Here is a 15,261-nt window from a genome sequence, read left to right as displayed (position 1 = left end):
CTGAGCGGCCTTATGCTCACGTGAGTTCCCTCACCCCGGCCGGTGTTTCGATCTGCGCACGATACCGCAGCTTGGAACCTCTCACGATGTCGGGCGCGCGGTCCACCTTCAGCGCACGATACAGCGTCTCTATGGCGGCGGGGTTCGGATGTTCGAGAGCGAAGGATCGCAGGCGCGCACCGAGATCGGCAATTGTCGCCATCGCACGTGGCCTGCCACGCCTATCGATAATGGAAGGCGCCGCTCCGTCCAAGGGAAGAGAGCCGTCGTCCGGAATGGCGAAATCAAAGGACGAGTCGACGGTCGGAAGCGGGACCTTCTCTCCAAAGATGTGCCCGTGGGTTGCCAAGATCGCGTCGATCGCATCGGTTCGCGCGACCCAGGCTCGCAAACGCCGGCCCTCGTCCCAATCCAACTCGACCTTGGCCAGGTCATCCAGACCGAACCAGCGTCGGCGACTCAGCGTCCCCGCCTCCGGGTCGAGAGCAACGATCTCGAGGTAGACCGTGTCACCCAGCTGAAGCAGGTGATTGTGAGTGCCCATATAGGCGTGGCGTTGCCCAAACGGGACATCGAGATTGAGGCAGTTTCGAACGTGCAGGACACCTTCGGCCAAATTCGGAGCAATAACGGTGAGATGGTCGAGCTTGAGCATGTCTGCCGGACCGCCAGCAGCGGTGACGGACAGTAGCCTGTCGCGGAGCGACTAACGCAGCATGGCCCATTCAAGGCCGGTACCGACGATCGCGACGACACTGACGAGCATGACTGCGATGAATAGAATTTCGGTCGTCGAGACCTTGTCCCACTGGATCATCATTTGACGCCTCACCCCCGAATCATTTTCATGAGTATGAGGCATATCCTGCGGGAGCCAATTGTATTTTCGCCACAATCCCAATTCGATTCGAAACTTTCCCCCGCTTGCTACGGATGGACTCGCGCGCGCCGAGATATCGCATCTTGCAAGAGCTTGGCGAGTAAGAGGCGAGCTGCGCTATGCAGCGATCGGCGGTCCGAACCAGGTGGTCAGCGCATCGGCAAGCCCGTGCCCGGCCCGATCTCCCACCCACGCGATATATCCGTCGGGCCGGATCAAAACAGCCATGGGTGCAGTGACGGCGCCGAGGACCGGAAGCTCCCACGCACCGGCATATGCGGCATCGATCTGTCGCACCCGGTCAGCCCAGGCTGTGATGTCGAGACCCGCGGGCTCACCGAGATTGAGCAGCACCGGCCGGGCGTCGTGCAACAGAGCGTAGAGCCGCAGCGATCCATTGGCGGTAACGAGATCGAGATCGGGCATGCGGCAGCCGAGGAGCGGATGTCCCTCGCCGAGATCGTAACGGATGTCGAGACCGGAGATCATGCCGGCGATCCGCTTGCGCGGTTCGTCCATCGTCAACAATTCGGACACGGTATCGCGCAATGCATCGATGCGGTCGCCGTGGCCTAGCAGCGGGGTCTGCGCCATCGTGTTGCGCAGGACGCGCGCCGCGACCGGATGACGCTCGGCGTGGTAGCTGTCGAGCAGGCTGTCCGGCGATGTGCCCTTGACCACCTGGGCCAGCTTCCATCCGAGATTCACCGCATCCTGCACACCGGCGTTGAGCCCCTGCCCGCCCACCGGAAAATGCACATGGGCGGCGTCGCCGGCCAGCAGGACCCGTCGATTCCGGTACGATGCCGCTTGCCTCGTCATATCGGTGAACCTGGAGATCCAGGTCGGGGTGCGGATTCCGTAATCTGTCCCATAGACAGCGATGAGTGCCTCGCTGAGATCGCGCAAGCCGGGCTCGCTGACGTATCCACGCTGTCCGACGTGCGGCTCGGTCACGAGAAGGCGCACGCGCTTGCCGTCTTCCAGGCGCGAGAAGGAATGAATGCCCTTGTCGTCGCGGCGTAAGCCCCACGCCGGCTCTTTCGTCACTTCGATCTCGGCGATCAGACAACTGATGGTCGGATCCCACCCGGGAAAATCGATGCCGGCTGACTTGCGAATGAGGCTACGCCCGCCGTCGCAGCCGACAAGATAATCCGCCCGCAGCGAGCGGCCGTCATCCAGCGCGATATCGACGCCGGTGTCGTCCTGCGCGATCGCAGTCACCTCGCGTCCGCGCTGGATCTCAACGCCGAGTTCGCCGACCCGGTCGGCCAGGATGCGCTCGATATGGCTTTGCCCCAGCGCGAGCCCGTAAGGATGCCGGGTGGGAAAGTCGCTGATGTCCAGCCGGATCCAGGCGAAGCTTGCGACCTGCGCGATCTGGCCCTGTGCCAGGAAACGATCGGCGATGCCGCGCTGATCGAGCACCTCGATGGTGCGCGCATGCAGACCGCCTGCGCGGGAGCCAACAATATCCTGGCTGGCGCGACGTTCGACGATCACGACGTCGACCTTCGCCAGCGCCAGTTCGGCCGCCAGCATCAGCCCTGTCGGGCCTGCGCCGACGATCACCACCGCATGATTGGTCACGTCGCTCCGCTCTGCGGCGCGCGCTGCAGACGTCGACAATGATGCACGCATTTCGTCACCCCATGGGTTGTGGCAGGGGCGGCGGTTCTACGGGATGAGCCGGGGCTTGAAGCAAGCCCCTTGCACGCCCCATATCAAGCTGGGAGGAGCGATGCTTCTCTCCGCGATGCCGCGATCGAGACGATCCCCCGCTAATGAAAATCGCGCGAGCGCGGCAGAATGCGAACGTTGCGGGGATGGCCGACCTTCTGGGCGGGATTGTCGTGATGCTGCCGGCGATCATCCTGCAGCGGTTCGGCCGGCATCGGACCATGCGGCACGGCCTGTGGGCCGAGGCGATCGTCTGAGAGCAATGACAGATCGGCGGAGCGATCGATCAGCCGTTCAGCGACAAGATGTACGACCTTTTCGGGGCTGCTCTGGATGTGGCCCTCGACCAGCACGAGCCGCGCGCCCATCACTTCTTTCCGGAAGCGCTCCATCACCTTCGGCCACACCACGATGTTGGCGATGCCGGTCTCGTCCTCCAAGGTCATGAATACGACGCCCTTGGAGCTGCCGGGCCGCTGGCGCACCAGCACCACGCCGGCGCAGCGCATGAAGCGCCTGTCATTGGCATCATTGACATCGCGACAGGCGATCACACCCTCACGCGCGAAGCGCTGCCGCAAGAATTCCATCGGATGCCCCTTCAGCGACAGGCGGATGGTCTGATAATCGGCGACCACCTGCTCCGCTAGCGGCATCTGCGGCAGCGGCTTTGCGCACTCGTCCGGCTGCTCGCGCGCCACCGCAGCCTCGAACAAGGGCAGCGGCACGTCATCCGGCAGCCGGCGGACAGCCCATAGCGCGGCGCGGCGGTCGAACCCGAGCGAGCGGAACGCATCGGCATCGGCGAGCAGCAGGAGCGCACGCTTGGGCAAGCCAGTGTCGCGGGCGAAATCCTCCAGCGAGGTGAACGGCCGGCGCGCACGTGCCTTGACGATGCGCTCGCCCCAGTCGTCGAGATCGTGGTTGTCGTTGTGCGCTGTGTTCACTTCGTCGTTCCGGGACGCATGCAGTGCGCCCCCGGAACCTCGAGCTTCCCGGTTCGATGCGCCTTGCAAAATAGCTCCGCCATTTTGTTGCGGCGCATCGCCCAGGAATGGCGACGTGGAGATAGCGGGAGCCTTATCCCCGAATGATGCCTGGAGCTGCTTCGATCGTTTCACCCCCTCCTCGTCCGGGTCGATCCAGGAAAAGCCGTCGATCTGGCGAAAGCCGAGCCGCACGGCACAATATTTGCCGTCTCCCTCCTCCAGCGTGTTCTGCGCGAAACTGTAGGACACGTCGATGTCGCACACCTCGACGCCGTTCTTGCGGGCGTCGCCGACGATCTGCGCTGGCGCGTAGAAGCCCATCGGCTGCGAGTTCAGGAGCGCGCAGCAGAATGCGTCGGGATGGAAGCATTTCAGCCAGGAGGAGATGTAAACAAGCTGCGCGAAGCTCGCCGCGTGGCTTTCCGGAAAGCCGTAAGAGCCGAAGCCCTTGATCTGGTCGAAGCAGCTTTTCGCGAAGGCCGGATCGTAGCCGCGCGCGATCATGCTGTTCACCATCTTGTCCTCATAGGAGCCGATGGTGCCGACATTGCGAAAGGTCGCCATCGAGCGGCGCAGGCCGTTGGCCTCCTCGGGCGAGAACTTCGCGGCTTCGATCGCGATCCGCATCGCCTGTTCCTGGAACAAGGGCACGCCGAGCGTCTTGTGCAGTACCTTGTAGAGCTCGTCCTTTGGGCCTCGGTCGGGTGATGGCGACGGATAGCTGACGTTTTCGAGACCGTTGCGACGACGCAAGTAGGGATGCACCATGTCGCCCTGGATCGGCCCGGGGCGCACGATCGCGACCTCGATGACGAGATCGTAGAACTTGCGCGGCTTGAGCCGCGGCAGCATGTTCATCTGCGCCCGGCTCTCGACCTGGAATACGCCAAGCGACTCGCCCTTGCACAGCATGTCGTAGACCGCCGGCAACTCGCGCGGCACGGTCGCAAGCTCGTGGCGTTCGCCCTTGTGCCGCTCGATCAGGTCAAAGCTCTTGCGGATGCAGGTCAGCATGCCAAGCGCCAGCACGTCGACCTTCATCATGCTCAGCGCGTCGACATCGTCTTTGTCCCATTCGATGAAAGTGCGGTCCTCCATCGCGGCATTGCCGATCGGCACGTAGCTGTCGAGCCGGTCCTGGGTCAGCACATAGCCGCCGACATGCTGGGAGAGATGCCGGGGAAATTCGATCAGCTCGGCGGCGAGCTCGACCGCAAGGCCGACCATCGGATTTTTGGGATCGAGCCCGGCCTGCCGCACCTGCATCTCCGACAGCCCGTCGCCCCAGCTGCCCCACACGGTGTCGGCAAGCAGCGATGTGACGTCTTCCGTCAAGCCCAGCGCCTTGCCGACATCGCGGATCGCGCTGCGTGGGCGATAATGGATCACGGTGGCGATGATCGCGGCGCGGTGGCGGCCATAGCGGCGATAGACATATTGCATCACCTCCTCGCGCCGGGAATGCTCGAAATCGACGTCGATGTCAGGCGGCTCCAGCCGCTCCTTGGAGATGAAGCGCTCGAACAACAGATCGACTTTGGTGGGATCGACCGAGGTCACGCCGAGTACGTAGCAGACCGCGGAATTGGCCGCAGATCCGCGACCCTGGCACAGGATGCCACGGCTGCGCGCGTAGCGCACGATGTCGTGGACGGTGAGGAAGTAATGCGCGTAGTTGAGTTCGGCGATCAGCGCGAGCTCCTTCTTCAAGGTGGCGCGCAGCTTCTCGTCGATTCCGTCACCGAAATATTTTTCCGCGCCGTCCCAGGTCAGGTCTTCCAGATGCTGCTGCGCGGTCTTGCCGGGCGGCACGGGCTCGTCCGGATATTGATACTTCAACTGATCCAGCGAAAAGGTGATGCGGTCGGCAAAACGGACGGTCTCCGCGATCGCATCCGGGTGGTCGCGGAACAGCCGCGCCATCTCCTGCGCCGGCTTGAGATGACGCTCGGCATTGGCCTCGAGCTTGCGGCCGACCGCCTCGATCGTGGTCTTCTCGCGGATGCACGTCAGCACATCCTGGAGCGGACGTCGCGCGGGATGATGATAGAGCACGTCATTGGTCGCGATCAGCGGCACGTGAGCTGAGGCGGCAAGCCGCGCAAGCCGAGCCAAACGCCGGCGGTCATCGCCGCGATAGAGCAAACTTGCCGCCAACCACACGCCCTCAGCCTGGCTCTCTTGCAGGCGCACCAGGACCTTGCGCAAGCCGGCTTCCTCAAAGCGATGTGGTGGCATCACCACCAGGAGCTGGCCTTCGGCAAACTCCAGGAGATCATCGAAAGCGAGATAACAGGCGCCCTTCTCGACCTTGTCGGTGTCGTCGCCGCGCTTGCCGCGGGTCAGGAGCTGGCACAGCCGGCCATAGGCGGCGCGATCGCGCGGATAGACCAGGATGTCTGGCGTGCCGCAGGTGAAGACGATGCGCGCGCCATAGAGCAGCTTCGGCCGGTAAGGGAGCTTGTCATTGTCGAGTTCGGCATAGGCGCGGACGATACCGGCGAGCGTGTTGCGGTCGGCGATCCCGATCGCCTTCAAGCCATAGATGGCGGCCTGCTGCACATAGTCCTGCGGATGGGAGCCGCCGCGCAGGAAGGAGAAATTGGTGGTGATGCCGATCTCGGCATATTCGATGCTCATGCGAATAGACCGTGCATGTACCAGGCGGGCTGCACGACTCTGCCCGGCTGCTGCTCGATCTCGCGGTCGTAGAGGCCGTCGCGATAGAGCCAGAACCGCAAACCGTTCTCGTCCTCGACGCGAAAATAGTCGCGCGTCAGCCCCTGCCCATCCGGCCGCCACCATTCCATCGCGATCCGCTCCGGCCCTTCGGCACGCACGATCGCATGTGCGGCACGCCGCCAGACGAAGCGCGCGGGCGGCCCATCCGGCACCTGCGCGATCACCTGAATTTCCTCAGGACAGTCAAAAAGCCGCAAGGGCCGCAGCGGCGGCTCGCCCTCGACGCGCGCGGGCCAGTCGGCCTTCGAAGCCGCAACAAGCTGCTGCTGCGCTGGAGCCGGCAGGCTTGCGCGCTCGGGAATGTGGGTATCCACAGGCAGATGCACGATGACGCGCTTGCCCCCGATCCGCGCAGCAATACGATCGATCAGCGCGGCGATCTCGTCATTATCATGAACATGGGCGTCGAGATCGCGCTGCTCCTGCACCACGAGCTCGCTGCGGCTGGCGCACAACCGGATCAGGTCGAAGCCGAAGCCGGGATCGAGCGGATCGCTCAAGGCGTCCAGCCGTTCGCGAAACAGCCGGTCGATCACGCGCATCTCCGTCACCGGCCGGCCGGTATCGACCGCGATCATGCGCACCACACCGTCGGTGCGGAAGAAATAAGCCTCCAGCCGCCGCGCGCCCTTGCCTTGCTGCGCCATCGCAGCCACCAGCATGGATGCGAGGCTCGACAGGCTCGCGGCGATGACGGTGTCGGTCGCCACCGGTTCGGCAAAGCGCTTCTCGACGATGTAGTCCGGCGGCGGCTTGCGCGGACTGATCGGCGCATCCGCTTCGCCCAACGCCTGGGCCAGCACGCGCGTGAAGACCGCGCCGAAGCGCGCGGTGATCTCGTGGCGGCCGCGGGATGCGACATCGCCGATGGTCTTCAACCCCGCGCGGCGCAGCCCCAGCGTGATCGCCTCGCCGGCGCCGAGTGCCACCACCGGCAACGGACTGACGACAGCCGCCTCCTCACCGTCAAGCACGATGCGGCCGTGGACATGGTGGTTCAAGGTGCGCGCACAGATCGCATTCGACGCGATCGCAGCCGACACGGTGAAGCCGCGCGCGGTCAGCGCGTCGCACAAGAGCTTCATCAGCATGGCCTCACCGCCGAACAGATGGGCGCAGCCGGTAACATCGAGCGCCAGACCATGCGGCGGGTCGAGCGCCACCAGCGGCGTGAAGCGGTCGCACCAATCGGCGATGTCCTCCAGCGTCTTGGTATCCGCCGCGGTATCGGCTTCGTGCACCAGGAGGTCCGGACAGATGGCGCGGGCATTGGCGAGCGGCAGGCCATGCGTCAGGCCCCAGCGGGCCGCCGCCTCGTCGAGCGAATGGATCAAAAGCGCGTTGCCGTCCTTGATGACGACGACGTTCGGCTTGCCGTCATCAGGCGTGGCGCTTGTGGATGCCAGCTTTCGCTTGATGCGATCGATCGGCAGGCGCGGCAGCCACAGGCTGAGGATCCGCCGCCGGTTGGCTGAAACACTGGTCATCGCAGGTCCACTCCATGATCCATCGCCCGGTCTGGCCGTGACGGTTGCGAACAAGCTCGGCATCGAAGCGCGGCGCGCCCCAGGCGGTCCAAGACGCCCCGGGCAAAGACGGCGCGGTGCGCAACATCCAGCGCGTTTCGGCGGTCGAAGGGACGGGCTCGGCGGCGATCCGCAACATCAACCCGGCGACGCCGGACGCTTGTGCCGCCAGCGTCAGCTTGCGGCTGGCGACGAGATCGAACTTCTTGGTCTCGCCCCAGACCTCGATCATCACGGCGCCGAGCGCATCGCAGGCGAGCGCATCCGCGCCTGTGCGCAGCGCCGTTTCGAGATCGGGCGCACGCACCGTCACCAGCAGGCGTGGATCGAGGCCGAGTTCGGCCAATCCACATGGCGACAGCGCGCCGCTCTCCCGTTCGGCAAAATCCTGCCTGATCCAGATCAGCGGCCGCCGCGCCGAGACGCGCGCCGCAAGCCCAAAGACAAAGCCGGTTGCGGCTGCCGCCTGCGTTCCGCTCGGCGCAAACACTTCGTGCAATGCGCCGGTGGCGAGCCCGCCCTGCAAGGTCGCGTCGACCTCGTCATGGCCGAGCGCGACACGGCGCCCCTCCAGCGTGCCCTCGCCCGCCTCGAGGCGGGCGATGCCGCTGCGCAGGCGCGCAAGCGTGTCCATGCGTGCGCCGGTCATGCGTCGCCGCTCCTTCTCGCCCCGTTACAGGTCCTTGCGGTTGAACCCGCAACGAACCTCTTTGTTCATGATACGTTCTAATATAAAGCTAACGCCTTGCGATGAGTCAATCGGGATTGACCCGGACGAGATTCACGCAACGGAATCAAAGGGATTCAGGCCGATGGAGCTGCTACGCAAACTGGAGATCCTGGCCGATGCCGCCAAATACGATGCCTCCTGCGCCTCCAGCGGTACCGAGATGCGGGATTCCAGCGACGGCAAGGGTCTCGGCTCGACCGCGCCCGGCATGGGCATCTGTCATTCCTATGCGCCCGACGGCCGCTGCATCTCGCTGCTCAAGATCCTTCTTACCAATGCCTGCAATTACGATTGCCTCTATTGCGTCAATCGCGCTTCCTCCAACGTCCCTCGCGCACGCTTCACGGTGGATGAGATCGTCAAGCTCACCATCGACTTCTATCGCCGCAACTACATCGAGGGCCTGTTCCTCTCCTCCGGCATCATCCGCAGCCCCGACTACACGATGGAGCAAGTGGTGTCGGTCGCGCGCAAATTGCGCGAGGAGCATCGTTTCCGCGGCTACATCCATCTGAAGACGATTCCCGAAGCGGACGAAGCGCTGATCGCGGAAGCCGGCAAATATGCCGACAGGCTCAGCATCAATATCGAGATGCCGCTGGAGACGAGCCTCGCCAAACTCGCACCGGAAAAGAACCAGCGCGCGATCCGCCGCACCATGGGGCGGCTCCGGCTCAAGCTCGACGAAGCGGATGAAGCCAAAAAGGCGATCCGCAAGGCCCGGCCGCCGCGCTTTGCGCCCGCAGGCCAGAGCACGCAGATGATCGTCGGCGCCGACAGCGCTGACGACCGCACCATCCTGGCGACCTCGGCCAATCTCTACGGCGCCTACAAGCTGAGGCGTGTCTACTATTCCGCCTTCAGTCCGATCCCGGATGCCAGCCGCGCGCTGCCGTTGCAGGCGCCGCCCCTCGCGCGCGAGCACCGGCTCTACCAGGCCGACTGGCTGATGCGCTTCTACGGCTTCGACGCCGAGGAAATCGTCGACGAAGGCGAAGGCATGCTGCCGCTCGACATCGACCCCAAGCTCGCCTGGGCGCTGCGCCACCGCGACCGCTTTCCGCTCGACATCAACACGGCGAGCCGCGAGGAGCTGTTGCGCGTGCCGGGCTTCGGCACCCGCACGGTCGAGCGCATTCTCACCATGCGCCGCGCGACCTCGATCCGGCTCGCCGACCTCACCCGACTGCACGTGGCCCGGAACAAGGCGCTGCCGTTCATCGTTCTCTCAGACCATCGTCCGTCTCGCGGGCTGCTTGATGCCGCCGGGCTGCGGACGAGGCTTCAGCCGAAGCCGCAGCAATTGGGATTTGGATTCTAACCGAGCCGTCATTGCGAGGGACGAAGCCCCGAAGCAATCCAGGAGCCAGACAACGATTCTGGATTGCTTCGTCGCCTTCGGCTCCTCGAATGACGGGAGGAGACAGATGCACATCGTCACCCTCGACAGCAACACCGACTTCGACGGCTGGCGCAAGGCGGCGCGGGCGTTGGCGACGAACGACGTCAAGCCGGCGGAGGTGACCTGGCGCGTGCGAGGCGCGACGGCTGACCTGTTCGACGATCAGGCCGAGACGACGCTGCCGGAGGTCCCGGAGGGCACGTTCTCGGTGCCGGCGTCATTCGTCGAATTGGCGCAATCCGCCATCCTGCATCGCGATCCCAATCGCTTCGGCCTGCTCTATCGGCTGTTGTGGCGCCTGCGCGCCAATCACGACCTCATGACCCTCGCCACCGATCCCGATGTCGCCCAGGTCAATGCGATGGCGCGGGCGGTGCGCCGCGACGAGCACAAGATGCACGCCTTCGTCCGCTTCCGCGAGATCGGCCGGGAACGCGAGACGCGTTACGTCGCCTGGTTCGAGCCGGAGCACCACATCGTCGAGCTCGCCGCCCCCTTCTTCGCGCGCCGCTTCGCCGACATGCCCTGGTCGATCCTCACCCCCGACCTCTGCGCGCATTGGGACGGCAGCCGAGTCAGCTTCACGCCCGGCGTGAGCAAAGCTGAGGCGCCGTCTGAAGATCGGCTCGAGGAGGTCTGGCGGCGCTATTATGCGAGCATTTTCAATCCTGCACGGCTGAAAGTGAAGGCGATGGAGAAGGAGATGCCGAAGCGATATTGGCACAACCTGCCCGAGGCCTCCCTGATCAAGCCGCTGATCGAAACCGCCGCCCAGCGGGCGAGCGCGATGATCGCCGAGCCCGGCACCGAAGCGCACAAAGCGCAGAAACGGGTTGAGGAGACAGTGATGGCCCGCAAGCCCAAAGCTCAAACTAAGGCTCACGAAACTAAGGCTCATGCATCCAAGCCGCACGAGACCGATGCCGCCGCTCTTGAGACGTTGCGTGAAGAAGCTGCCTCTTGCCGCGCCTGCCCACTGTGGAAGAACGCCACCCAGACCGTGTTCGGGGAAGGGCCGGCGCACGCCCCGATCATGCTGGTCGGCGAGCAGCCCGGCGACAAGGAAGACCTCGCGGGCCAGCCGTTCGTCGGCCCGGCCGGGCAGATGCTCGACCGCGCGCTGGACGAAGCCGGTATCGACCGCACCAAGGTCTATGTCACCAACGCGGTGAAGCATTTCAAATTCGTGCCCCGCGGCAAGATCCGCCTGCATCAGAAGCCGACGACGCCGGAGATCAAGGCCTGCCGGCAATGGTATGAGCGCGAGCTTGCCGCGATCCGCCCAGCCCTCGTCGTCGCGCTCGGCGCGACCGCCGCGCAATCCGTGTTCGGCAAGATCACCCCGGTCAACAAGAGCCGCGGCCATGTGGTGGACCTGCCCGACGGGGTCAAGGCGATGGTGACGGTCCATCCCTCCTATTTGTTGCGATTGCCCGACGCGGATGCCAAGGCGCGCGAATATCAGCGCTTCGTCGAGGACCTGCAGATCGCTGCGCATGCGATGAAGCGGTCGGTTCGGGCAGCGTAGTCGTCGAAAATCTTCGTAGCCAAATACCGGGAATGAGCTCGCCGGCCCGTGTCCTGTTCGGTCTTTATCTTTGAGTTGGGTCAAAACCCCGCCGCCAGCACGAACTATCGTCCAGTTCAGATCCGAACGGCCTGCAAGGTGCTCGGATCGCGGGGTCGGATCATTCCGAACCGCAGGACAGGGCGAATGGCACACGGGCGAGGCTGGCTTCGATGCAGCTCGCCTGCTGTTCGCCGGGAGCTCCGCCGTGCGATCTGCCACGAGCAGTCCAGAGTAAGCGCGTCATCAGCATCCGGGCACGACGGCCGCGCGGAGCCACTGTGCGAGTCTCGGCGCCTTTTCACATGAGCAGCGAATCAGCGGAGAGAGACGGATGAGACAGCCTGGATTGGATCACCGCCATCGTGACAAGAATGGCGAAATCAGCAGAAAGCACGGCAACACCCTGATCCGCACGCTGCGCACGATCTACGGCCCCGGCTTTGCGAAGGGAGCCGCCGACTCGGACAGGCTCGCAGACGTGCTACACCGCATCGACGAGGAGTCGCTCTCGCAGCTGGTGCATCATCATGAGCGCGGCGAACTGGACGACAAGATCAAGAACGCGGCGTGAGTGCGCGACTCCTCGGACCGACAAAGCGATCGACCCCATCGGCACCGCTACGATGCCGACGGGACGTCGCAAGGTGATGGCGAGCTTGAGACCGCTCCGGCTCACGCCGCCAGCGTGTTCTCCACGAGCTTGATGAAGTAGGACGTGCCGTAGACGATCGCCTCGTCGTTGAAATTGTAGGCGGGGTGATGCAGCCCGGCCGAGTCGCCATTGCCGATGAAGATGAAGGCACCGGGCCGCGCCTCCAGCATGTAGGAGAAATCTTCCGCGCCCATCATCGGCGGCATCTCATGTACATTGGTCTCGCCCGCGACCTCCTTGGCGGCGCGCAACGCGATCTCGGTCTGCTCGGCATGATTGACCGTCACCGGGTAGCCACGCGTATAGGTGAGGTTGATCTTGGCGCCGGTGATCTGGGCCGTGCCCGCAACCACCTCGCGCACGCGTTTCTCGACGAGATCGCGGATCTTCGGCGTCAGCGTTCGCACCGTGCCGCGCAAAGTCGCCGTCTGCGGAATGACATTGCGGGCGTTGCCGGCGTGGAATTCGCACATCGAGACCACCGCCGACTCCAGCGGGTCGACATTGCGCGAGACGATCTGCTGCAACACCGTGACCAGCTGCGCGCCGACCAGAAGCGAATCGATGCAGTTGTGCGGCTTGGCCGCGTGGCCGCCATGGCCTTCGATGGTGATGTCGATGTTGTCGGTCGCGGCCATCAACGGACCCGGCCGGATCGCAAACGCACCGACCGGGATGCCGGGGCCGTTGTGCATTCCATAGACCTGGTCGATCTTGAAGCGCTCCATCAGGCCATCCTTGATCATGGCATGGGCGCCGCCGCCACCCTCCTCGGCCGGCTGGAAGATCACGGCGACCTCGCCGGCGAAATTGCGGGTCTCGGCGAGGTAGCGGGCCGCGCCCAGCAGCATCGCGGTGTGGCCGTCATGGCCGCACGCATGCATCTTGCCGGGTGTCTTGGAGGCATAAGACAGGCCGGTGGCCTCCTCGATCGGCAGCGCGTCCATGTCGGCGCGCAAGCCGATCACCTTCACCTCACCGTTGCCCGGCTTCCTGCCCTTGATCACGCCGACCACGCCGGTCTGGCCGAGGCCCGTGGCGACCTCGTCGCAGCCGAATTCGCGCAGCCGCTCGGCCACGAACGCCGCGGTCCGATGCACGTCGTAGAGCAGCTCCGGATGAGAATGGATATCCCGCCTCCAGGCCTGGATATCGGGCTGCAGATCGGCGACGCGATTGACGATAGGCATAGGAAATTCTCGTGATCCCTGTTGGCATTGAGGCCTGTGTAGCATGCAAGATGCACACCGCCCAACCGATAGACGTCCGCGAGCAATGCGGCCATGCGCATGAAGATGGACTTGTCCCCCGGCCATCCCGCTGACTAAAACCGCCGCAAGCAGACCAGGGAAGGACGCCGATGCCAAGGCAGCTCGAGGGACAATTCGACTATATCGTCGTGGGCGCCGGCACGGCCGGCTGCATCCTGGCGAACCGGCTCTCGGCCGACCCGACCAAGCGCGTCCTGATCCTGGAAGCCGGCGGCAACGACAACTGGATCTGGTTCCATATTCCGGTCGGCTACCTCTTTGCGATCGGCAATCCCCGCTCCGATTGGATGTTCCGGACCGAGCCGGAGCCGGGGCTCAACGGCCGCTCGCTGGCCTATCCCCGCGGCAAGGTGATCGGCGGCTGCTCCGCCATCAATGCGATGATCTCCATGCGCGGCCAGGCGGCCGATTACGACCATTGGCGCCAGCTCGGCCTGGCCGGCTGGTCCTATCAGGACGTACTGCCGGTATTCCGGCGGCTGGAGGACCACTTCCTCGGCGAAAGCGAACACCATGGCACCGGCGGCGGCTGGCGGATCGAGGCTCCGCGCCTGTCCTGGGCCGTCCTTGACGCGGTCGGCGACGCCGCGGAGGAGATGGGCATCCGCCGGATTCCTGATTTCAATACCGGCGACAACGAGGGCGTCAGCTATTTCCATGTCAACCAGAAGCGCGGGCGGCGCTGGTCGTCAGCACGGGGCTTCCTCAAGCCGGCACTGAGCCGTCCCAATTTGCGGCTGGAGACGCATGTGCTGGTCGAGCAGCTGATCGTCGAGAACGGACGCGCGGTCGGCGTGCGCTTCATCCAGAACGGCGAGACGATCGAGGCACGCACGCGAGGAGAAGTCATCCTCAGCGCCGGCGCGATCGGGTCGGTCCAGGTGCTGCACCGCTCCGGCATCGGGCCGGCGGAGTGGCTCAGCCCGCTGGGGATCGACGTGACGCTCGACAAGCCTGGCGTCGGGCGCAACCTGCAGGACCATCTGCAGCAGCGCGCGATCTACAAGGTCACGGGCGTCCGCACGCTGAATGAGACCTATTACTCGCTATTCCGCCGCGGCCTGATGGGGCTGGACTACGCCCTCCGCCGCCGCGGCCCGCTCACCATGGCGCCATCGCAGCTGGGCATCTTCACCCGCTCGGACTCGACGCGCGACCGCGCCAATATCCAGTTTCACGTGCAGCCGCTCTCGCTCGACAAGTTCGGCGATCCCCTGCACCGCTTCCCCGCGATCACGGTCAGCGCCTGCAATCTGCGTCCGACCTCGCGGGGCACCGTGCGGATCCGCTCGGCCAAGCTGGATGAGGCGCCGTCGATCGCGCCGAACTATCTGGCGACCGAAGAAGACCGCCAGGTCGCGGCCGACGCCATCCGCGTCACGCGCAGGCTGATGAAGCAGAAGACGCTGGCGCGCTTCAACCCGGTCGAATTCCTCCCCGGCCCTGCCGTCGGCGACGACGACGCGTCGCTGGCGAAGGCGGCCGGCGATATCGGCACCACGATCTTCCACCCCGTGGGCACGGCCAAGATGGGCACCCGCGACGATCCCATGGCCGTCGTCGACGAACGTCTGCGCTTCCATGGCATCGCGGGGCTTCGGATCGCAGACGCCTCGATCATGCCGACCATCACCTCGGGCAACACCAACACGCCGACCGCGATGATCGCGGAGAAAGCCGCGGCAATGATTTTGGAGGATGCGAAGTAGTCTCTCTCGATCGTCATTCCGGGGCGCCCGCAGGGCGGACCCGGAATCCATTTCACCACCGTCTGCAAGGCCAAATGGATTCCTGTATCTGACCGGGTGTCACTGTC

10 protein-coding genes are annotated in these 15,261 nt (G+C 64.7%); 4 read left to right on the top strand and 6 right to left on the bottom strand.

What is annotated here, in order from left to right; all coding sequences use genetic code 11:
• Positions 1 to 16: 16 nt before the first annotated feature.
• From QXZ85_RS29785 to QXZ85_RS29765, 5 genes are all read right to left on the bottom strand, one after another.
• A complete protein-coding gene (locus QXZ85_RS29785) occupies positions 17 to 655 on the bottom strand; it encodes a VOC family protein (RefSeq protein ID WP_315706169.1) in 639 nt (212 codons plus the stop codon).
• Between the two features lie 342 nt (positions 656 to 997).
• The gene (locus QXZ85_RS29780) at positions 998 to 2,473 is read right to left on the bottom strand and encodes an FAD-dependent monooxygenase (protein WP_316224572.1); all 1,476 of its coding nucleotides are present in this window, start codon (positions 2,471 to 2,473) and stop codon (positions 998 to 1,000) included.
• A 191-nt stretch (positions 2,474 to 2,664) separates the two neighbouring features.
• A complete protein-coding gene (locus tag QXZ85_RS29775; RefSeq protein ID WP_315762158.1) occupies positions 2,665 to 6,192 on the bottom strand; it encodes an error-prone DNA polymerase in 3,528 nt (1,175 codons plus the stop codon).
• Positions 6,189 to 7,781 (bottom strand): DNA polymerase Y family protein, encoded by a 1,593-nt coding sequence (locus tag QXZ85_RS29770; RefSeq protein WP_315706172.1) that lies wholly within the window; start codon positions 7,779 to 7,781, stop codon positions 6,189 to 6,191. The genes QXZ85_RS29775 and QXZ85_RS29770 overlap by 4 nt, the downstream gene beginning before the upstream one ends.
• The gene (locus QXZ85_RS29765) at positions 7,675 to 8,469 is read right to left on the bottom strand and encodes a DNA repair protein (protein ID WP_315706173.1); all 795 of its coding nucleotides are present in this window, start codon (positions 8,467 to 8,469) and stop codon (positions 7,675 to 7,677) included. Before QXZ85_RS29765 ends, QXZ85_RS29770 begins: the two co-directional genes overlap by 107 nt.
• 163 nt (positions 8,470 to 8,632) lie before the next feature.
• On the opposite strand from QXZ85_RS29765, the gene QXZ85_RS29760 reads away from it, so the two are divergent.
• The 3 genes from QXZ85_RS29760 to QXZ85_RS29750 all read left to right on the top strand — a co-directional run bounded on the left by QXZ85_RS29760 (position 8,633) and on the right by QXZ85_RS29750 (position 12,093).
• Positions 8,633 to 9,871, top strand: coding sequence for a putative DNA modification/repair radical SAM protein (locus tag QXZ85_RS29760; protein WP_315762160.1), 1,239 nt, complete (start codon positions 8,633 to 8,635; stop codon positions 9,869 to 9,871).
• Positions 9,872 to 9,977: 106 nt separating this feature from the next.
• Positions 9,978 to 11,480 (top strand): UdgX family uracil-DNA binding protein, encoded by a 1,503-nt coding sequence (locus QXZ85_RS29755; protein WP_315762162.1) that lies wholly within the window; start codon positions 9,978 to 9,980, stop codon positions 11,478 to 11,480.
• A 373-nt stretch (positions 11,481 to 11,853) separates the two neighbouring features.
• Positions 11,854 to 12,093 carry a hypothetical protein gene (locus tag QXZ85_RS29750; RefSeq protein WP_315706176.1) on the top strand — a complete coding sequence of 80 codons (240 nt, stop codon included), beginning with the start codon at positions 11,854 to 11,856 and terminating at the stop codon, positions 12,091 to 12,093.
• A 101-nt stretch (positions 12,094 to 12,194) separates the two neighbouring features.
• On the opposite strand, the gene QXZ85_RS29745 is transcribed toward QXZ85_RS29750, so the two are convergent.
• Positions 12,195 to 13,364: a M20 aminoacylase family protein gene (locus QXZ85_RS29745; RefSeq protein ID WP_315706177.1), complete on the bottom strand. Its 1,170-nt coding sequence runs from the start codon at positions 13,362 to 13,364 to the stop codon at positions 12,195 to 12,197.
• 170 nt (positions 13,365 to 13,534) lie between these two features.
• Between QXZ85_RS29745 and QXZ85_RS29740 the strand changes: the two genes are divergently transcribed.
• The gene (locus QXZ85_RS29740; RefSeq protein ID WP_315706178.1) at positions 13,535 to 15,154 is read left to right on the top strand and encodes a GMC family oxidoreductase; all 1,620 of its coding nucleotides are present in this window, start codon (positions 13,535 to 13,537) and stop codon (positions 15,152 to 15,154) included.
• Positions 15,155 to 15,261 lie beyond the last annotated feature (107 nt).

It is taken from the genome of Bradyrhizobium sp. SZCCHNGR1005, assembly GCF_032489995.1.
GTDB lineage: Bacteria > Pseudomonadota > Alphaproteobacteria > Rhizobiales > Xanthobacteraceae > Bradyrhizobium.
The sequence above is the reverse complement of the archived record's forward strand: the minus strand, read 5'-3'. Positions and strand labels throughout refer to the sequence as shown.